The following is a 21,458-nucleotide window of genomic DNA, read 5'->3' on the forward strand; positions in this document are numbered from 1 at the left end:
ATTACGTATCATCAAAGTGAGCTTTAATTTCACCAAAATAAGACACGAAGTTGCGCTCATATTTCCATTTACCCAGTGCAGGTTTCAGAATCACCCTTTTCGAACCACATTCGAACACTTCGCTAGGTACTGAAGGAGCCTAAGTAAAATTGCCTCTAAAATTCACAGAACCAGCTTCTCCAACGTCGTTAAATGAATTAACTTTCATACTCTAAGGCAGCCTACTATTGAAGTTAGTCTAAACTAACCCAAATCAAGTCACCCCACTAGACAGTCGAGACATACTTAGTACAGTACAAGCTGCACCCGACGGAACTTGCCGCGGCATTCAAGGGATAATAAATGGATAAGCAACCCTCCGTAAAAAGTACTCGATTTTGGTTATGGATTTCGATACTTATTTTTGCTGCCTCCAACGCAGTCGTTGCGAAAATTGGGGAGCTAGGTGCCAGTCACCCCATTAATGGAAACAACCCCATCTCTTTTTGCAACCTCTTGTTCGCTGGAAATCTCTTGGCGGGTATCACCCTTTTAATAATCTACAGGAAAGATTGGCGCCTCAACATCTTAAAGCAATATCCTTTTAAAGACTGGTTTTACATGTTCGTGCTTATTTTGATGTCTGGAGTTCTTGCCCCCGCTTTCTTCTTTATTGCTCTGATGCTCACAGAAGTGACCAATGTCGTTTTAATTGCAACTCTAGATGCTCCCTTGGGACTTTTGTTAGCTTATCTGATGTTCCGAGAGAGGCCTACCGGGTTCTCAATTGTGGGGGCCCTTGTGGTAACAATTGGTGTTATTGCAATTTTTGCCCTACACCAACCGCCGATGGAAGATCCAATGAGTATGAAAATGCTGAACCTTGGAAATCCAGCCATGGACCAATTTCTTCAAGACCTCCCCAAAGCTGGAGAAATTTTAACTGCTGTTGCAACACTCTTAGGAGTCATTGCCGTTCAGGCAAGCCGGAAGCTGCTTGATCGCGTCCCTATTGGCGTCTTTTCAGTTTTCCGAATGCTTGCAGGAGTGATACTCTTTTCGATCATTGTCCTCTCTGTATTTGGCCCCCACCACTTTGACGACCTATTCTCTCCTTTCCTCTGGGTGTGGATGCTTGTATACGGTGCAATCATTATTGTCTTTGGGCAGATCACCTGGTTTAAAGGACTCCAAGGAGGGGCGAGCTCTGCTGATATCTCTATCGCGACAGCCATTACGCCCGTAGCCGGTACCCTCTTCGCCTTTCTTATCCTGCAAGAGGTTCCCAACTTTGCTCAAATCGTTGGAGGAATCATCATCATGGCCGGAATAGGGATTTCATTACTGGGTCAATATCGCGAACAGAAAGCCGTCGACATGAAGTATGAAAAGCCGTGCTCATTTAAGGGGGTCTAGCACTTTCAATAGGCAGTGCCGTGTGAAAAGACTTAATGGAGTAGGAGATCTTGTTAAGCAAAAGAAGTAGCTCCCCCCCACTCCTCCACAAGAATCACTTAGCGAGGCTCCCCCCAATGGCATTCTCACTCACGGCTTGAGAATCAGTAGGCGGCCAACGTGCAGCCTCTAAAACGCCAAACTGGTAAAAACCAAAGACTTGAGACCTATGTATCAATTGAAGTGAGCCGGGAAAGTGGAGGATTATCAAGTAAAGATAGTCACTCACACTCCCAAACCCTTCCTCTACCATCGCTAACTGATCTATATATGCATTAAAAAGGAAGGCAGGCAATGAAAGGCTTTGAAAGGCTTTGAAAGGCTTTGAAAGGCTTTGAAAGGCTTTGAAAATGGGCCCTTCGGTGAAGTAGACCCGACCGAGCGGTTAAATCTTATTAGACAGCAAGATACATCAAGCTTCGATTATCACATTAATCGCCTTACCAAGCTGACCCACAAGGAGTCAGCTTGAATAAATTGTCATATATTTTTACGTTAGATATAAGAAGCTAACAACTGCTGATTAAGCTATTGTAACACGCTTTACAAACTATAATTTCTTTTTCAATTTCCCACCCTGATCCACCTGGATCATCACTTGTGTGAGATCTACCATCTTTAAAGAATTTATTTGCTGAAGGTCGTTTAGAGTACGTTATGGAACGTTTTTTAATTTGATACAGATGAGAGGGGGTATTTGATGAAACTTGGGTGTTACAGTTTTTACATACGTACATTAACTACGGTCTAAGTTTTTAATTCTCCTAGGGGACCGATGTCTAGGAGTGCTCATTGAAAGAAACGCAATACTATTTGGGATCTTCATACCTGTCAATACAAAATCGTCGAAACTGGAAACTGGAAACTGGAAACTGGAAACTGGAAACTGTTGAGAGTAGGCCTCCCAGAAAGTAAGCTCAAGTTCGAGCCTTTTACTCTATTAATCACGCAACGACTATCTTAAAGACAAATTATCCTGGAAGAAACTGTATCTTAGTTTCACAAACTATATGCCATGCAACAGAAACAACTCCCCCCCCTAAACTGGAGGGCATTAAAACACTATCTATTGGAACAAGAAAACTACAGGACCACTTAAGTAAAGGTCACAGCCACTTGTTAAGTATAATATTACAACGATAGATAATACTCCGCATAATAGCTTTGCAAGAAGCCTAATGCTTCCTCATTTGACCAATCATGTTCACCGGTTGTTAGATTCTCGTACTCCTTTTTAAATAGTTCGGTTTTTTGGAATTCTGAAAATTTTTCCTCTCGATAGGAAATAAACTCTGCATGGGAAAAATTTAGTGTCTTAGTGATATTTCCATTATTAACAGCTAAAACTTGATACCTTTCATAACTGGAGCCATACCCCACATGAACGTAATTAATGATTTTCCCGCTTGGGACAATTAATGTTCCGCTATACCATTGAGCAAAAACCTGTACTTCTCCTGGAAAAACAGTATTCAGGATACTCTTGCGCTCGTGCTTCTCTTTGGACGAATCCCTTTTTAGCGCAATGGTCATATCAACTAATACTAATTTTTGGTCTGCGACTTCCCATTCTGCCAGGTAGCCTCTCCAGTTAGAAGACCATATTGCAGCCTGCTCCGGAAGCTCCCAGTCAATACTATTTAAGTAGGATTCCAGTGGGTTAGTATTTAAAGAATATACTTCTCCCTTAATCACAATCTTGTCGGGGCGCTGAGCAGTGGCAAAAGCTCCACAAGAGAAGAGAATAATAGCAATCGTCAAAACCAAATGCCTAATCATTAAGCCTCCATGAGTGCTTAACACTTTAATAATCTCCAACCAAAACAGCCCATAGTCTGTCTGGTGTACGCACTTCAAGCGTGAAGTTAATTAGCTTGTTATGCGTATTGCTGTCCATAGATCACCAGAATGGCAGAAACAATAATGGAAACAAGTATCGAAAAGTTTATCTTCTTGAGCCAAGCCTCATTACTTTTGTTCTTAAAACGGACAAACGCTCCAATTAGAGGGAGGACTAAAAGAAGAATCATGACCGGTATGAAATCTGTGAAAATAGCACAAGCCGTCTTTGCAATGATGCTCAACGGGGCTAGAAAAGCCAAATTTTTCAATTCAATTTCTAATCTTGCATCTAATAGTTATTTCAAAATCAGTATCTATACCACGCTTCTCTATAATTACAAAACTTGTCTGCACGATCACCCAGATAGATACTGAAATTCAATGTTTTCTCCTAAACTGGTACATATTCTCGAAGAAAGAAGAATAGCTTATCTATAGTTTAACTCTTTCCCTTCTATATTTATTTCAAGAAATTTTCACAAGTCAATGAATTATTGATTTTTTAGAGAATAGCAGAAATTGTTCTTTAATTATTATATGCATAATAATGCTTAACTACCAAAACAACCACAACTTTCAACAAAAAGGAGGCCCACCCCGAACCTCCTTCTTTACAATTGACTATAAAATAGATAGCGCTACGGCCTTACAGGCTACAAGCAAGGAGACGAGAAGATGGAATATTTAGCTGTCAAAAGGCCATAATCATCTGTTATGCATGCTTTGGAAAACAACTTGACTTTGAGTCAGGGTCAGTTGGTAACCAAGTGATGATCTTCCAGCCATTATCAGTCTCGACCAAACTATAAGTACTGCACTTGTAATCCATGACTTCCATTCCAGTACGCAATCGCTTTAGATACACTGAGACAACTGCCATGTTGGGTCCAGTGAACTATGTCTCAAATCTCTCAATTGAAGACTTGATATAGTCCTTTTCCGACAAAGCTGTACGTATGTTTAGCAGAATCTCCTCTACCTCACTTTTGCTTGTCGGAGAAAATATATGAGAACCAAATATAAAATTAGGACTTTCAACAAAGTAGCTACCCACTACCCCTTCAATATTGCTCTCAGAAAAATCATCAAGAAAATTTGCTACATGGAGCTCCGGAGTAGAATTTTCCTGAGCAATCGAACTTGAGAACGCCACCATAAATATAAAAAAGGCGAAACTCTTCATCTTCCCCCCGTAAGCCCTAAAAATTAACTCAATAGCAAGGTATATATATCATTCTTTTCCATATATCGAAAGTTTTCTCAGCAACTCCTGCTCTGGAAAAAGGATTAAAGACCGATAGACGCCTTATAAATCGGTTAGTTATCAGCCTATAGCAGTCAGCTACTTCCTGAAAGTAGTTTCTAGAAACAATTCAGGTATTCAACGGATCAGATTTCTATCTCAATAGATGTACGTATTATTCGTGAAATCAGTCCAGTAGTTTATATGTATACTCATATAGAGGGTTCAGCAATACTAAAATAGTTCCTAAACACTGAGAGCGCAGTGGTCGCCACTTTCTATTCTGTGCCCCACTCTATTCTTCCAGTAGATATCACTTATTAAGCTTCCCCAATACGGAACATCTACATGCGGGCTATGCATCAATGGGAAGAAAAAAGGTTGATCCAAAATCACCTAACCTGCAAAACCAAATAACTAGCACAATCGTAACACTTGAGTGTGCGGGAAGTGGTTAAGATGAAGATCAATAATCTAAATTCCTGCCCGTCCACAATAAAGACTCTATCTGCGCATCACAACAAAAGTAAAAGTTGAAAGTCGTTGAAAAATAGACTCTTCAAGGATGTAGACCTCACTCAGGATTCCACTTCTATGAACGCGAACCGTTATCAGGGAACGATGCATCAAACCTTGATTATCATACTAGAGCCGTGGCATGTAGTAAGCGTAGCTACTCCAAACGAGAACTCTAGCTCGAAACTAACATCACTACCCAGGGCTGCCTTGCTAATTATTCTTGCGGGATTGGCAGGCCATGTTGTTTTAGAAAAGAGAGCTTATCCCAATAGCCTCTCTGAAATACAATCTTTCCCTTCTGGATATGAAAGAACCCACAGCCTCGCAAACCTAGTGGATCCTTCCACTCCAAAATTGCCCAATCTCCATCCTGGAAGAGATGCTCTACAATACATACCATCTCTGCAGCAGAAAACTCTTCTTCGAACCTGGCTCGAATTGCTTCTTTTCCAACAAGTTTATCGTTGGCCACCTGATGATTAATTGCATCATCGGAATAGAAGCTTACTACCTGATCTACATCAGCTTTATTAAAGGCGTCTACCCATCCTTGAACAACTTCTTTTGGTCCCATAATCCGAATCCTCTCAAGCTCTAACTGTTAATTCAAATAAGAGTCTATTTATCACCCTCCCCTGTAATTATAAAAATTATTTTCATTATTTATAATTACTCATAAAGCAACTTTACTCCATATAAAAAAATATTGTTACTATTGCCCTCAATAGAAGCACACTTCAAACCACCCATGGAGCTTGATATGCCTAGTGATTTTTTTTACGGGGCGTCGTCTTTTGATAATACACATCTATTTTCAGCAAACACTGGCAGTATACTCTTTGAGACTTCCGATATTTTCTCTTATTCTACCCAAAAGGCAGGTATCAACTCACTGTAGGAAAGATTTTAACGCTCAAAGCAGCGGTGCGGAACGCATTCGCTGCCTTTGTTTATTAGGAGCTGACATAGTGATTGCTACCCATGCCAGTCCCTTTATATATAAAACCATTAAAAACTGCTAATTCAAAGGCTGCTTTTATTTTTCCCTCTGAATTGAGAGGGGACTTTATGTTGTTTTGATTGACGAAATTATACAAGCGCCAAGCGTCAAATCCATTTATTTCACCATTATGCCCAAAGTCAAAATCGATCTTTATGCCATTAACATTAACTTCCATACCAATACCATGCGGTCTGATTTTGTATCCACCACATTGATAATTTTTATCCCGAAGTTCTTGCTTGCACCTTGTGGTGAAATCCATCGCAGATACTGGGCGGGGACATTCAAAAACGGACTCCAGAATGTTTACTGCTGTTTCCTGGGCCTCGTTAAATCTATCAATAATTTCCTTTAATTCTCTATTCATGATTTATCTCATAATGCCTCAATAACCCGTAACTGTAATGTAGCGAAGCAGCACAAAAGGTGACCATTGCCTGAGGTCCGTTGCAGGCCCTTGTTAAGTACAGGCCTATGAAGTGACATAAATCTGGCCCGAACTTTTATGATGATGATTTATTGATAATATTGAATCTTTCAATTCACTCTCATTAATGCTCTTATCGAAAAATAGAGCGTACCTCAATATTTCTGGATCATCTATTTTAAAGTCATACTCAATATCAAAGTGCTCGCATAAAACATCCTCGATATAGTCCATATGATCCCAGCTACAAAGCTCAATGCACAATCCAAATTCCGGGTCGCGCCTTATCTCAAGTTTCTTAAAGAGTGACATTCTATCTACCATGGGCACTTAACAGTTAATTAAAAAGCAGCATCTGTATATCATCCTTCTTTGTAATTCCAGTACCCAGAAAACCCAAATACTTAAAAAGACTCGAAAAATCAACAAACTACACCGAACCAGTACAATTGTACAAACAGAATTATAAGCAGCTCCCTTATATTTCTGTATTCTCCCCGCTATATACCTCTTTGAGAAACCCCAAATAATCAATAAGTTATCAACTTTCTACTGGAAACAGGAGGCGCAGTTCTTGAATTCAGGTATACGAATCAAGACTCCGTTGTCAGAACCGCCTTTACTCCCAGCCAGCGAGCGTTATAGCTATCAGGCGTCAAAACTATTCTGCAGCTGGTAATAACTAATCCGCTCTATCGCTATTACCCAACTTACATACAAGGCTTGTATCCTATTCACTTGCTGGCTCTATCACCTATTCATCACCTGCTATCTTGCTTTAAGTAGTAAATCTGAAGCTTGGGGAGGGGGTGGTTATGTCTACAATGTGTCGTTTAGCCCTTTTGGCAGTAGTTTTTGTAGATCTGATGGGCCAGGGATTGCTGTTTCCGATCATCAATGAACTGGTTATGTCAACAAAATTCCAATTCTTACCTGGTGGTACACCACAGGCAACTCGTCACTTGTACTATGGCCTGGTGATAGGTAGCTTCTTTCTGGCTTGGTTTGTTGGGTCCGTATATATCGCCAAGCTGTCTGACAGTATTGGACGCAAGACTGCCATGGTGCTGTGTTTGGTGGGGGCTATGGCTGGGTACGCGATCACCATTCTTTCTTTGGTAAGCAATAGTCTTTGGCTTCTCATTCTCGGGCGAGTGATCAGCGGCTTTACTGCGGGAAACCAGCCTATCGCCCAAGCGGCAATGATTGATGCCAGCCAAAGTGAGCTGGAAGCATCCAAGAACCTGGGGTTATTAGTAGCAGGAATGAGTGCTGGGGCTGTAGCTGGACCAATTATGGCAGGTGTATTGGCAGACAGGGAGCTATTGGGGAATTTAGCGAGTATCCAACTACCGTTCTACTTTGCACTCGTACTTGTCGCTATTACTTTGTGCTTGATTCTGGTCTTCTATCACGATACCCGCAAAGCCCCTATGCAACTCAGGCTCCGCTTCATGGATCTGTTTACCCAGTTTATACACCTGAAGGATCGCCCTCAGGTAGTTCGGCTTTGTCCTGCCTACCTCTGCTTTATGCTGGTACATCTCAGCTTTTATATATTTATCACAAACTATCTAAGCAGCAGATTCCAAGCGGGCCTGCTGGTAACCAGTATGGCCATGCTGACAATGGGGATTGCAGTGGCAATTTCCAGTCTGTTTATGGTCAAACCTGTTTTGTCCCGTTGGAGTAAACCCCTGGTAGTTAAGATCTCCGCCCTCGTGATGGGAGCAAGCGCGTTAGCCTTTGTGTTCAGCAACCATATTTGGCTATGTTACCTGAGTGTCTTCTCCGCGTACCTGTGCTTTGGGCTCGCTTACCCTGCTCTCTTGAATATATTTGCAAACAGTGTCGATGAGACGGAACAGGGGTGGGTGATGGGGATAGCCACTGCAGGCTTCACATTGGTAGCCAGTTTGATTTCACTCGTCGGCGGAGGAGCAATGGAAGTTAATATCCGCCTGCCATTCTATATCACTGCTTCTGCGGCGATATTGGTGCTTATCTTGATTCAGCTGGGCTGGCGCAACCTGGCGATGACAAATCAACAGTCCCGCTCTTCCCAGACATAACCACATATACTATGGGTCCAACAGAATCCACTGAGGGACCCATGGCTTTATTACCTTCTCAGATTAACTAGCAAGTGGCCAACTCTTCGCTAAACTCAAACTCGTTAAGCGTCCTGAAGCGCTGATTGAAGTCAATCATACGTGCAATACACCAAATAAATGGCTCCACCTGACCATTTAATACACAGGTGCCCGTGCAAATACTGTTGAGCAGTGTTTGCACGTCAAATAAACGCAGGGCGGAAACTGAGCGCTTGTTCCTAACAACCATCGCACAAGAGGGAACACCTGATAATGCGTGATCACTCAGTGTTACATTGCCGTCGTAGATTAATACCCTGACCGGCTCAAACTGTTTGGAGACACTGATAGACAATGACAAGTTAGGGGTAGGACCAGAAATACCGTCCAGGTACTCCTTAATGTAACCTGAAAAAGCAGTAGCCCACTCCCCGATTTCAGCAAGCGCCTGTCCCAAGTCCAGAGGTTCATCATTCTTAGCCGGTAAATGGGCATCCACCTCCTGCTCCGCCTCAATCAAAGCTTGCAGAGTTTTATCGACGTCTTCTTTTGTATGCGCTGCCGAGCAGATAAATCTTAAGCGCCCACGCCCACTCTCCACAATCGGATAGGTTACCGCTGAAGTTTGGATACCCCGTTGATATAAGGCCTGCACGATAGCAAACAGCTTATCTTTATCGCCAAAATGCGGAGTCACAATTGGGCCATCTCCAGTCCCCAAATCGTATCCCGCCTGTTCGAACTTCTGGCGCATATACCGAGTAGTGTCCCACAGCCGATCCCGGAGCCCATCGTCAGATTTAAGACGGCGTAAGGCTGCCAGTGCAGCAGCAATATCGGCAGGGCTCACTGAGGCTTGGAAAATGTAGGCTCGCGCTGAGGACCTCAGCAGGTCCACATACTCTCTCTTCGCGGCAACAACACCTCCCAAGCTACCGAGCGCCTTACTGAGGGTTGTCATAATAAAGTCGACCTGGTCGGTGACACCCTGAGCAGCACAGATTCCCGCACCACTTTCGCCATAAAAACCAAAAGAGTGGGCCTCATCAACCAGCACCAGTGCATTGTATTTTTTGGCTGTACGCACAATTTCCGCTACTGGAGCTGCACCCTCGCCCATACTGTAAACACCTTCAAGCACAACTAGGATGGTACGGTAAGGAGATGCTTCCGATTCCAATACGGCTTCCAGATCCGCGGCACTATTGTGTTGGAATGTCCTGACCTTTGCGCCACACAGGCGGGCACCGTCAACAATAGATGCGTGGCAGAGCTGATCTATAACCACTACATCGTCCTTACCAAGCAGTCCGGCAACCACACCAACATTGGCCGTGTACCCAGTCGGGAACAAGCAGGCCCCGGGCTTTCCTACCAAGTTTGCAAACTCTGTTTCAAATTGCAGATGTAAGTCTGTTAAACCGGAGGCTGCCGCAGAAGTGCCCATTCCTGTTCCGAAACGCTGAACAGCAGAGGATGCCTGATCTATCACCTCCTGGTCTCGATTCAGGCCCAGGTATAAGTTGGTTGTCCAAATAATCGCTTCTTGTGCATCATCGTTATATACGTCAGATACGGTGCCGCGAGTTCCACTACCCGTGCGCAAAACCTTACTGTAGGGATTCCTGCGTTGGTTATTAACCATGGATATCACGGCTTGTACCAACTTGCTTTTATCAGAAGCAGACCACGATGACGCTTTTGCAGCCTGGAAGGTTGGATGACTGGATTGTAACTGGGACTGGAGGTGGGCGAGAGAGTCGGTTTCTGAGCCAGCGAATTCCTGCGAGGAGTCACTATCAAAGTTATCACTCATCAAATCGAGAATATAGATAGCTAATAATTTTGGTGTTGGATAATCCAGGATCGCTTGCGCTGGCAGGGTTCGCCCAATGCAGTGGCTCAATCGGCTGATGAGCTCCAATGTTGTCAGTGAATCCAATCCCTGCCTTTCAAATGGCAGTTCAGGCAAAACAATTTCCGGATCAGGGTGATTAATAAGGGAGGCCACTTCACCCTGGATAATTGAAATGATTGTCGCCTCACTATTAGCTGCTGAACGAATTAATTTTTTTATTAAGTCACCATTTTGGCAGACGGTAGCATCATTCGCAGCAAAATGATCTTCCTGCAGAGTAAACTGCTCTTTTTCAAGGAGAGAAAGCTTTTTTCGATCAAGCTTGTCATTTGGCATAAGCGGTAAGGCTTCCAGGCGCCTCACAAACTGCGGAACCATATAAATTGGCAAGCGCTGATCAAGGAATCCCCTTACCTGCTCCTCAGTGATTGCTTGATCACTGCCAACTATATAAGCAACCAAAATCTTCTGCCCTGCCCCACCATCAATCACTGCAGTGGCAGCAGAGTCAACACCAGGCATTGATTCAAGTATCGATTCAATTTCTTCAAGCTCAATACGAAATCCCCTGATCTTTACCTGCTGGTCGATTCGCCCGAGGTATTCGATTTCCCCATTATCTGTCCACCGGCATAGGTCTCCTGTTTTGTACAAACGTTGATCCGGAATAGCGGAATTGGGCATAACCTGTATAAATCTTTCACGGGTCAAAAGCTCGTCATTTAAGTATCCTCGAGCCAGCTTACTACCCGCTAAGTACAACTCCCCTTCTTCACCAGTAGAAACCGGCTGTAGGGAATGATCTAAAATATACGCACGGGAATTAGTTACCGATCTGCCAATGGTGATTTTTTTCGTAGCAGGTGTGATCTCTGCATATGTGGAATAGACAGTATCCTCAGTGGGGCCATAAACATTGACTATTCGTGGCTTGACCACTCCAGTATAAATCTGGTCAACCAATGATTGTTTGAGTACTTCACCACCAAAAATCAGGCATCGGATCCCCTCTGGCAACTTTTCGACAGAGAGAAGAGCTTGAACTGCGGATGGGACAGTAAAGCAAGTGCGCACCTGATTTAAAGATGGGAGCCCAGGCAGTTCAAGAATATTTTCTGCCAATATTACAGTTCCCCCCAACGACAGGGTCCCCATAATTTCTATTACTGAGGGGTCAAAGCAAACCGAGGTTGAGGCCAGTACCCCCTCTAGTTCTTCATCACTCAATAGCTCGCTCATAGACTCGCTGAGTGCAATTAGACTACGATGTTCGACAGCGACACCTTTCGGCTTGCCGGTTGAGCCCGATGTATAAATAACATAAGCGAGGTCATTCGCATTTGGTCCAGGTACATTGAGCGATGCATCCATCGGCTGTTCCGTTAGCTCATCAAGCCAAACCAACTCTTCAACACCGAGACATAGGTCTGCAGAACTATCCCCATCCACTATTGCCGCAACGGCGCAGGAGTGCTCCAGCATATACCCCACCCTGTCTCGCGGGTAAGTCGGATCGAGTGGTACATACGCACAACCAGCGCGCATCACCCCCAGTAACGCTGCAATCAGCTCCCAGGATCGGTTCATGCAGACTCCAATCAGGGAGCCAGGCGCTACTCCACGATTCTCCAGTTCCCTGGCAATCCCATTGACCCGCCGCACCAGTCGAGTGAAATTTATTTCCATATTGCCATCAATAATGGCTACTCGATCGGGGTTGTTAAGTTCTTGCCTTTCGATCAAATCACAAACTGTACCTCCTGTTGATACAGCGCCCGATCCTACCGGCTCCACGTCTTGGGGCTGGGCATTACACTTGTTTATTGAGCTGCACACTGAACATTACCTTTTATACTTATTAAAAATGCGAAAAATACCTTTCAATTTATTTCGGCGTCTTTCAAATTTGGCCAAAATTTTCTACTTTTTGAAGGCGCGCAAAGTCAGTCGACTTATTCCGGAGTATGCCGTGAAATAATTTCACGACGTTGAACTGGCTCCGTATTTCCGCTATCGAAAACTCAAAGCTAAAAAGAAAACTAAATGGATGTGGTATTCAGGGGGGGCATTAGAAGGTAAGAATCTATAAATCGAAACCAATAAGTGCCTGCCGGTCACAAAAGGCGGGATTTGAGAAAAATTACAGCCGGCAAAAATACCGGCTGTAATTCAATTTACTTCTGGATGGCTACACCTCCGCCTACCAGGCGGACGATGCTGTTTTTTAACCTGTCAAACAGCTGCGGGATATCTCTGCCCAACATTAAATAAAGGCAAGGTACCAATAATAGAGAGATCGCCGTCGCTGCAAGTATTCCATAACCCAGGGAAATCGCCATTGGAATCATAAAGCGCGCTTGTACCGAGCTTTCAAAGATCATCGGCATTAAACCGCAGAAAGTTGTTATGGTGGTCAATACAATCGGACGGAAACGTCGCGCAGCGGCTCCCTTAATAGCGCCTTCCAAATCGGCGCCATCATTACGAAGACGATTACTGTACTCAATCATTACCAGGGTATCGTTGATCACAACTCCAGCCAGTGCCACCATCCCCAGCAGACTCACCATGCTGAGTCCATAGCCCATGCCCAAATGACCGAGCAAAGCCCCAATCACACCAAAGGGTATAGCCACCATCACAATCAACGGCTGCACATAACTCTTTAAGGGAATTGCCAGTAGCAAGTACAACACCGCCATGGCCAGGGCAAAGGTCATCCCGAGACTCGCCAACCCCTCGCGCTCCTCCGCTTGGCGCCCTTCATATGAAATGCTGAGCCCGGGGAACTCCGCTTTTAGCTGGGGTACCACACTTTCATTTAACTCATTAATCACCAGAGTCGCCTGATCACTGGGCTCCACGTTGGCGGTAACCGTTGTAACCCTCCGACCTGCTCGGCGATTGATCGTGGCATAGGCACGCCCTTTATCGATTTTTACCAGGTCTGGCAGAGGCATCCAGAGTCCATTGCTGGCCCGAATCATAATGCTTTGCACATCATTCATATTGGCCCGCTCATCCTCTGGCAAGCGCACCATTACCTTCACCTGATCGCGACCGCGCTGCTGACGCAGGGCTTCGGCGCCATATAGAGCCGCTCTCAACTGACGGCCAATATCCTCCGCAGACATACCTAGACTCTTGGCCGTTTCAGTTAGCGTTAGATCAAGCTGGGTTTTACCGAGGGAAATACCCGGATCGATATCGCTGACATTGGGGAATTTCTCCAGCTCATCCCCAAGTCGTATGGCGGCTTGCTCCAGGGTATCTGTATCGGTATGACGAAGCTCCACGGTTAACGAGGAACCGGCCCCGGGGCCTCCCCTGTCAGATGCGGTTGTCGCACTGAGGGCACCGGCGATGGGCCCCACCTCCTGGCGCCAGGCACGGATAAATTCACCGGTGGAGAAGGGTCGCTCGTCTGCGGGTACGAAGTAAGCATCTACCACAATCGCGTCATCCCCCATTAAGCCTCGAATACCCAGGAAGACCTTTTCTCGATCGTATTGCTCAAGCACCTTATCGGCAGCAGAAATTATTTGTGAGCGAGCTTTTTCAAGTTGGGATTGGGCTGTTCCGGTGGGAAAGGTTACGGAATAACGGCCGGAGTCCCGCTCTACTCTAGGCATCAGGGTAAAGCCCATACGGCCACTAGCCGCATAACCACCGACCACTAACAATGCAGCTACCGCTACCGCAATAGTGGTGTAGCGATGCTTGATACACAAATCCAGGAAGGGCCTGAAACGCTGCTGTACAAAGCGGTCTAAACCGCGCGCAAGCATTTTTTGCCGCGCGGCAAAGCGACGGGCCCGGCGACTTTTATAACCACGACGTGAATGCGCCAAGTGCCCGGGCAATATAAACAGGGCTTCCACCCAGGAAATAATAAATACCGAACCCACCACAAATGGAATCACACCGAATATCTTTCCCATAAACCCGGGTAAAGCCATCAATGGTAAGAAGGCGACAATATTGGTCAGGATCGCAAAAGTAAGCGGTACCGCAACCTGCCGGGCACCAGCAATGGCAGCCTCCAGATTGGTGTAGCCCTTCTGCCGCCATTCGTGGATATTTTCACCGGCAATAATTGCATCATCCACCACGATCCCCAGGGCGATGATAAAGGCGAACATACTCACCATACTGATGGAGATATCGAGTCCCGGCAGGAATAGTAAAGCCCCCAGGAAACTGGTGGGGATGCCCAGTGTTACCCAGAAGGCCAACCGTAATTCCAAGAAGGCTCCGAGCACAACAAACACCAGTAAGAGCCCGATAAATCCATTTTTTAGCAACAGATTGAGGCGCGCCTTGAAGATTTCCGAATCATCATCTCGCACCGTCAGGGTCACACCCGGAGGCAAACCCGCTCTCACCTCATCAACCACTTCATGGGCGGCTGAACTGACACTCATTGGTGTCTGGTCACCCACTCTGTAAATCTGGATGCTGATGGCCGGTTCGCCATTAAACACCATATTGCGCGCTTCTTCCTCGAGCGCGTCGCTGATGTTGGCAATGTCCTTCAAGTAAACCGCACCACCACCAGAGCCCTGGACAATAACAATATCGCCAAACTCACGGGCCCAGTCGCGGCGCTCAGTCACCCGAACCAGTATCTCCCCGGCATCGGACTTAACACTGCCGCTGGGAATATCTACCGCTGCATTTTCTACTACGCTTGCCACTTCCTGCAGGGTGAGCCCATAGCGACGCAGGTCATCGCGACGAATCTCGATTGCCACTTGCAAATCCCGCATACCGCGGGCTTCCAACTGGGTAATACCAGAGTGCGCTTCGAGCTTATCGTAAACCTGCATCGCCAGCGCACGCAGATTATGTTCCGTAAGGTCGCCGTGCAGTACCAGGTCCAGCACGTCTCGCTTGCGCTCAGCCAGACTTACCTGGGGCTGCTCAATATCCGTTGGGAAAGTCGTAACGGAGTCGATAGCCTGCTGAATATTCTGGTAAACCAAAGTGGCATCGGCATCACCTTCCAGCTCCAGGCTCAAAGTGGCACTGCCTTCATTGGCCCTCGCGGTCATCTCTTTGATACCCACTAGGCCCTGTACTGCCTGTTCAGCAGCCACCAGTACACCGCGCTCGACCTCCTCCGGGCTTGCACCGGGATAGGAGATAGACACGCTCACGGTATCCAGGCTGAACTCCGGGAAGACTTCCTTCTTAACAATTGTCGAAAAAATCAAACCACCAATCAGGAAGACCAGCATCAGTAAATTGGCGGTGACGTGGTTGCGCGCCATCCAGGCGATGGCGCCCGTTCGGGTATCGACCTTATCTTTAGATCTATTCTGTTCAGTCATCTGTGCCCCCAGTGTTGGGGCCACCGGGGCCACGTCTCGGCGGGCGCTCCGCAGAAGCAGCCGCATCTACCGGTGGGCGCTGCTGGCGATTACTGTCTCCGGCAATTCGCACTGGCATGCCTTCGGTAACGGTTACCAACCGGGTAGTCACTAAAGCTTCTCCACCGTTGAGTCCCTGCTCCAGGACTGCAAAGTCGCCGCTCATATAGGCCACTTCTACCGGCAGGACTATAGTTCGATTATCGCGAACCACCCATACGTTATTCCCATCCTGCAAGGCAGTGAGGGGGATACGCACACGCTCATCTTCACTGTGGGAAACGATTTCGACCTTAGCCAGATCGTTGAGGAGCAGCTGCGGCTGGGACGGGTCCTTTACAGAGAGTGGATCTTCAAGTTCCACCAGGACACTGGCGAGGCGACCCTGCTCTTCCAATACCGGGATTACCCGGACAAACTCACCACGGCGATAGACGCCCTGGGGCCACTGGCTGCCGTAAATTCGTACTTCAACACTGCTGCGACCAAGCCTGTGCAATTGTGATGCGGGGACCTCGACAGCAATCTGGAAGCGATCGGCACTGGCAAGGCTGTAGAGGGTGCTTCCAGGGGACACTCGATCACCGACATCAGCAACACGCGCCACTACCAGGGCATCAAACGGAGCGCGAATCTCGGTCAGGCGAAGATCCCGTTTAGCCAGGGCCACATTCGCCTCTGCGGATTTTACTGCCGCCTCTGCCGCTGCTTTCTGGGGCTCGCGCAACACCAGTGCCCTGTCAGCTTCAGACAGGGTCGTACCCAAAAGCTCATATTCCTCTTCAGCAACCTGTTGCTCTCCTCGCTCCTGCTGTAATTCAGCACGGCGTTGGGCGAGAGTGCTTTCGGCGGTCATCAGGGCCAGCTGGTAAGGTTCCTGCTCGATACGTAACAGTATCTGCCCTTTAGGCATAACCGCACCGGGGCCCAAATCGTAATCAAGCCATTGCACCTGCCCTTGCACCTGGGGCTCCAGCTCCGCCAGCTCCCGGGCACTCACTGTTCCCAGGGCGCTCAAGGTGACGGGAAAACGGCCCTGCTCGGCAACAGCGATATCTACTGTCGGCGGGGGTGCTTTGCGTTCACCGCGACTAACCGACGGTTTTTCCCGCATCATCCAGTTGAAGGCCAGGAATGCCAATACCAGCAACACTACAGGTATCAGCAAACGCCAATTGAGTTTCTGCAACATCAGTTATTACCCTCCAGGTACAACTCCAAATCCACTGGCTCGGGGGCTGGGAGGTCCGTCTGGGGAATCCCACCGGAAAGCGCGCGGTAAAGTACTACTCGGTTTTCAATCAGTTCGCGCTCGGCAGACAAAATCTGTCTCGCCAAACTCTGTTGTTCACTCGTCGCGGTCAACACATTGAGGAAGTCGATGGTCCCTCGCGCATAAGCCTGGCTTTGGCGCAGGACCAAAAGGTCTGCGAGGCGTTCACGCTCGCGCAAATGGTTGAGTCTCTGCTCGATCAGGCTCTCTCGAATTAAAGCCTGCTCTACTTCAGACAGCGCTTCATTGACCGTACTGCGGTAGAGCGCCCAACGCTCCTGTAGAACGGCGTCCTGCTGATCCCGCGCAGATGCCAGGGCGCCACCATCAAAGATCACACCCTCAATAGACGCGGCAATGGCCAGGAGCCAGTTCTCTGTGACATCACTAATCAAACTGGTGCCATTACTGGCCACTGCGGATAAACCGAATACCGGCAGTCGATCTGCCCAGGCCTCATCTGCCAGGTGATACCCCTGAAGAAGATCCCGCTGCGCCTCAACCACATCCGGACGGCGCAATAACAGCTGGGAGGGCACCCCTGTCTCAGGCAATGCGGGTAGTGCCGGCAGCCCGGCCTGCTTGTGAATAATGCTGTCAAGTTCCGCCACAGTGATGCCCAGCAGCACCGCCAACTGCACCTTCAGCGTCTCAACATCGGCTTCTGCCTCATCCAGCTCTTGCTGTGACTGCTGGGCCAGTTGCCGTTGCTGCAAAACATCGGCTGCACCTGTGACGCCGCGACCAAAGCGCAGTTCCAGAACCTTCAGACTTTTGCGGTTGACCTCCAGCTGCTGCTGCAGTAAATCCCGCTGGCCCCACTGCTCCCGTAATTCCAACCAGGTAGCTGCCACCTCACTCGCCAGAGTCAGTGCGGCCGTCTGTAAATTTTGCTCCTGGGCCAGATAAGCCGCCTCTGCTGCACTGGCACCGGCACGGACCCGCCCCCACAAATCCACTTCGTAACTAGCGGCAATACGGGTGCTCCAACTGTTGCCTTCCGCAGAGGGATCTGTGAATTCTCCCGATGAGTAGCGCTGCTCGGTATTTTCAACACTGGCGGTGAGACTCGGCCAGAGACCTGAACGCGCCCCACGTGCAGCCGCCGCCGCCTGCTCCAAACGCCAATACGTGGCCTGCAGGTCAGGGTTATCTTTCAGGGCCAGCTGCACCAAATTGTCCAGTTGCGGATCTTCCAGGTCGCGCCACCAGCGCAAACTCGGGGCGACGGTGCCCGATGCACGAAAAGATTCTGGTAAACCTAAATTTTCATCGGGTTGAATGGTCTTGCTTGGCTGCGAACTACAGCTGACAAGCAGCGGAACACAAATTGCCAAAATGCGGTAAAAGGACAATGAATATCACCGAAATTAAACGTTTAATCGTAAAAAATAGAGATTTATTGCGCGCATTATCCGCCCTCCAAAATCACTCGCAATACGTTTTACTCTTGTTTACAAAGAGTACGAAAGTTCAGGCAAAAAATTGCAGCCGCTAAGAGTGCCCAAGGCCGGCTACTTAGGTATGATGCGGCACACTAAACTGAATAGTCACTGGGGTTTGACGCGGAGCTTATCCAAAAAGTCTCCCCTCTGTACAAAGGTTTCCGGTCCTCTTTAACCGACTCCTTGGACACCCCTGTGGAATTAATAACGGAAGTAGAAGAGACAAACCATGAGTAAACATCAGCCACTCGCCCACTGGGACGATATTTTGCTGCTGGACCAACAGCTGACCGACGAAGAGCGCATGGTGCGCGACACGGCACGCGAGTATTGCCAAAGCAAACTGATGCCCAGAGTTCTGGAAGCCAACCGTCACGAAATTTTCGATCGTGAAATCATGAACGAAATGGGTGAACTGGGCCTTCTCGGTTCCACCATCGAAGGCTACGGCTGTGCCGGTCTCAACTACGTTTCCTACGGCCTGGTAGCCCGCGAAGTCGAGCGCGTTGACTCCGGCTACCGCTCAGCCATGAGCGTTCAATCCAGTCTGGTAATGCACCCGATTTACGCTTACGGCAGCGAAGAGCAGAAGGAGAAATACCTGCCCAAGCTGGCGACCGGCGAGTGGGTTGGTTGCTTCGGTCTGACCGAACCCGATGCAGGCTCCGATCCCAGCGGCATGAAAACCCGTGCCAAGAAAGTAGATGGCGGCTACCGCATCAGCGGCTCCAAGATGTGGATCACCAACAGCCCGATCGCTGACGTTTTCGTTGTCTGGGCTAAAGATGACGACGATATTATTCGCGGCTTCGTATTGGACAAAGGCATGGAAGGTCTTTCCGCTCCGAAGATCGAAGGCAAGTTCTCACTGCGCGCCTCCATTACCGGCGAGATCGTGATGGACAATGTATTCGTTCCCGAAGAAAACAAATTCCCCGAAATCGGCGGACTGCGCGGCCCCTTCGGCTGCCTGAACCGCGCTCGTTACGGTATTTCCTGGGGCGCCATGGGCGCCGGTGAATTCTGCTGGCACGCCGCACGCCAGTACGGTCTGGACCGCACCCAGTTCAACCGTCCCCTGGCCCAAACCCAGTTGTTCCAGAAGAAACTGGCCGATATGCAGACTGAAATCACCCTGGGGCTGCAAGCTTCCCTGCGCGTAGGCCGTATCATGGACGAGAACAAGCAGTTCGACCCCACCATGATTTCCCTGGTGAAGCGCAATAACTGTGGTAAAGCTCTGGATATCGCTCGTATCGCCCGCGATATGCACGGCGGCAACGGTATCTCTGACGAATTCCACGTAATTCGCCATGTGATGAACCTCGAAGCTGTGAATACTTACGAAGGCACTCACGACGTACACGCACTGATCCTCGGCCGCGCTCAAACCGGCCTGCAGGCGTTCGTGTAACGCTCCTTTAGGGCGTTGCTCCCGACACCAGTCGGTGGGCACGCCCCGCTTCCCTGATCAGTCCCTCCCGCTAATCTCTTGCCTCAATTTCGATTGCTCTTGTTCTGATTTCACAAAGTGTGAATCTCGCGATACCCCATACCTGGCACGCAGTAATTTCGCACCTAAAAAAGCACAAAGCTTTTTCTGTGATCCTCCAGCGTCGCCGAATTAATTAGCGAAAATATAAAAGATCAGCAGTTAGAAGGTGATAAAACCATTATCAGTAAAATTTTTAAGTAAGATTTTCGTAATTTTGAAAAAATACAGGCGAAACCCATGCCGTGAGAAATCAAACCGCTATTAACAGCAAGAGAATTTCCAGCCGAAAAATCAACAACCCGATAAGTCATATTGAATATCAACTTACAGGAAAACACATTAAAAGCTGGTGAGGAGGACTGTCTGAATTAGCAGACTGTTAACTTCCAACCATACCAGAGCACTTTTCTCTGGGATTCCGATCTCTGAATTTAATCACGCAGAGGGTAATTCCCGATAACACTAGAAATGACGCCCACCACTCAACACCAGAAAGGCTTTCGCTAAGGATTATCGACGAACCAATTATCCCAATAATGGGGACGAGCAAACCAAAAGGAGCTATTCGAACAGAAGAATAACGACGCATTAGATCACCCCACAAGATATAGCCAAGTAAGGTAACAATAAATGCCTGATAAATAATCGAAAGCCAGGTCTCAATATTTGTATGAGAGATGAGCACCCATGGGGTATGGCTCTCAAAAGCCAGTGACATAACCAATAACGGTATTGGCGGCACCAGTGAAGCCCAAACCATTAAGTGCAATAAATTCACACCTGACATTCGTCGAAATACAAGGTTCGCTATCGCCCACGAAAGTCCCGCACCCATCATCAGGAAGAAGCCTTTCGCTGTTGTCGATCCACCTTTATCTGCGGAATAGAAGAAAATTGAAAATCCGATTACTGCGATCAACAGGCCGAAGCATTGCCGCCTGTTTATCCGGTCTTCAAACAGCAATGCACATAGCAGCAAAGTAAACAGTACCTGGGATTGCATTAGCAGAGAAGCAACTCCCGCCTGAACATCAGATTTTAACGCATAGTACATTAATCCCAGAGATAGAAACTCCAGGAAGAAACCAATCGCCACTACATTGGCGATTGAGGTCTTCGGGAAGGGGCAGAAAAAGACCAGGGGAACAGAAATAAGGGTGAAACGAATAGCTGCCAACAACAATGGTGGAAGGTCGACCAGGGCGACTTTGATCACAGGATAGTTCAATCCAATAATACAGACTGCAAGCAAAGCCAAAAGAATGCTTTTGAAAGACATGCCTTGGAAGCCAATAAAACCGGGAGAATAAAAAGGGTAGCAGTAATTCCACTCCAATAACGGTGCTGGCAATGACCGCAGGGCAGCCCATCCTGTAACCTTTCTTGGCCCAGACAGAAAACCCAGCCAAAGTCCGTATCTATTGCGACACCTCACACTTCTTACCAGCGGGTCG

12 protein-coding genes are annotated in these 21,458 nt (G+C 47.6%); 3 read left to right on the forward strand and 9 right to left on the reverse strand.

What is annotated here, in order from left to right; genetic code table 11:
• Window positions 1–342 precede the first annotated feature (342 nt).
• A complete protein-coding gene (locus tag BTJ40_RS12940) occupies window positions 343–1,395 on the forward strand; it encodes a DMT family transporter (protein WP_108733488.1) in 1,053 nt (350 codons plus the stop codon).
• Between the two features lie 1,170 nt (window positions 1,396–2,565).
• Here the strand turns inward: BTJ40_RS12940 and BTJ40_RS12950 are convergent.
• The 4 genes from BTJ40_RS12950 to BTJ40_RS12970 all read right to left on the reverse strand — a co-directional run bounded on the left by BTJ40_RS12950 (window position 2,566) and on the right by BTJ40_RS12970 (window position 6,408).
• On the reverse strand, window positions 2,566–3,213 hold the full coding sequence (locus tag BTJ40_RS12950; protein WP_108733490.1) for a hypothetical protein: 648 nt from the start codon (window positions 3,211–3,213) through the stop codon (window positions 2,566–2,568).
• Window positions 3,214–4,171: 958 nt separating this feature from the next.
• Entirely contained in the window at window positions 4,172–4,459 is a 288-nt protein-coding gene (locus BTJ40_RS12960) for a hypothetical protein (RefSeq protein WP_108733492.1), read from the reverse strand.
• 793 nt (window positions 4,460–5,252) lie between these two features.
• On the reverse strand, window positions 5,253–5,612 hold the full coding sequence (locus tag BTJ40_RS12965) for a nuclear transport factor 2 family protein (RefSeq protein ID WP_108733493.1): 360 nt from the start codon (window positions 5,610–5,612) through the stop codon (window positions 5,253–5,255).
• A 379-nt stretch (window positions 5,613–5,991) separates the two neighbouring features.
• Window positions 5,992–6,408 (reverse strand): hypothetical protein, encoded by a 417-nt coding sequence (locus tag BTJ40_RS12970; RefSeq protein ID WP_108733494.1) that lies wholly within the window; start codon window positions 6,406–6,408, stop codon window positions 5,992–5,994.
• Between the two features lie 875 nt (window positions 6,409–7,283).
• Here BTJ40_RS12970 and BTJ40_RS12980 point away from each other — a divergent pair.
• A complete protein-coding gene (locus BTJ40_RS12980) occupies window positions 7,284–8,540 on the forward strand; it encodes an MFS transporter (protein WP_238151997.1) in 1,257 nt (418 codons plus the stop codon).
• 67 nt (window positions 8,541–8,607) lie between these two features.
• Here the strand turns inward: BTJ40_RS12980 and BTJ40_RS12985 are convergent, their stop codons facing one another.
• The 4 genes from BTJ40_RS12985 to BTJ40_RS13000 all read right to left on the reverse strand — a co-directional run bounded on the left by BTJ40_RS12985 (window position 8,608) and on the right by BTJ40_RS13000 (window position 18,419).
• Window positions 8,608–12,162 carry an amino acid adenylation domain-containing protein gene (locus BTJ40_RS12985; RefSeq protein WP_238151998.1) on the reverse strand — a complete coding sequence of 1,185 codons (3,555 nt, stop codon included), beginning with the start codon at window positions 12,160–12,162 and terminating at the stop codon, window positions 8,608–8,610.
• Window positions 12,163–12,593: 431 nt separating this feature from the next.
• Window positions 12,594–15,752, reverse strand: coding sequence for an efflux RND transporter permease subunit (locus tag BTJ40_RS12990; RefSeq protein WP_108733497.1), 3,159 nt, complete (start codon window positions 15,750–15,752; stop codon window positions 12,594–12,596).
• Window positions 15,745–16,983 carry an efflux RND transporter periplasmic adaptor subunit gene (locus BTJ40_RS12995; RefSeq protein WP_108733498.1) on the reverse strand — a complete coding sequence of 413 codons (1,239 nt, stop codon included), beginning with the start codon at window positions 16,981–16,983 and terminating at the stop codon, window positions 15,745–15,747. The genes BTJ40_RS12990 and BTJ40_RS12995 overlap by 8 nt, the downstream gene beginning before the upstream one ends.
• Window positions 16,983–18,419: an efflux transporter outer membrane subunit gene (locus BTJ40_RS13000; RefSeq protein WP_108733499.1), complete on the reverse strand. Its 1,437-nt coding sequence runs from the start codon at window positions 18,417–18,419 to the stop codon at window positions 16,983–16,985. Before BTJ40_RS13000 ends, BTJ40_RS12995 begins: the two co-directional genes overlap by 1 nt.
• 319 nt (window positions 18,420–18,738) lie before the next feature.
• Here BTJ40_RS13000 and BTJ40_RS13005 point away from each other — a divergent pair, with 319 nt between their 5' ends.
• Window positions 18,739–19,923 carry an acyl-CoA dehydrogenase gene (locus tag BTJ40_RS13005; RefSeq protein ID WP_108733500.1) on the forward strand — a complete coding sequence of 395 codons (1,185 nt, stop codon included), beginning with the start codon at window positions 18,739–18,741 and terminating at the stop codon, window positions 19,921–19,923.
• Window positions 19,924–20,383: 460 nt separating this feature from the next.
• Here BTJ40_RS13005 and BTJ40_RS13010 read toward each other — a convergent pair whose 3' ends face one another.
• On the reverse strand, window positions 20,384–21,283 hold the full coding sequence (locus BTJ40_RS13010) for an EamA family transporter (protein ID WP_157954060.1): 900 nt from the start codon (window positions 21,281–21,283) through the stop codon (window positions 20,384–20,386).
• Window positions 21,284–21,458: the final 175 nt, after the last annotated feature.

Source organism: Microbulbifer sp. A4B17 (assembly GCF_003076275.1).
Classification (GTDB): domain Bacteria; phylum Pseudomonadota; class Gammaproteobacteria; order Pseudomonadales; family Cellvibrionaceae; genus Microbulbifer.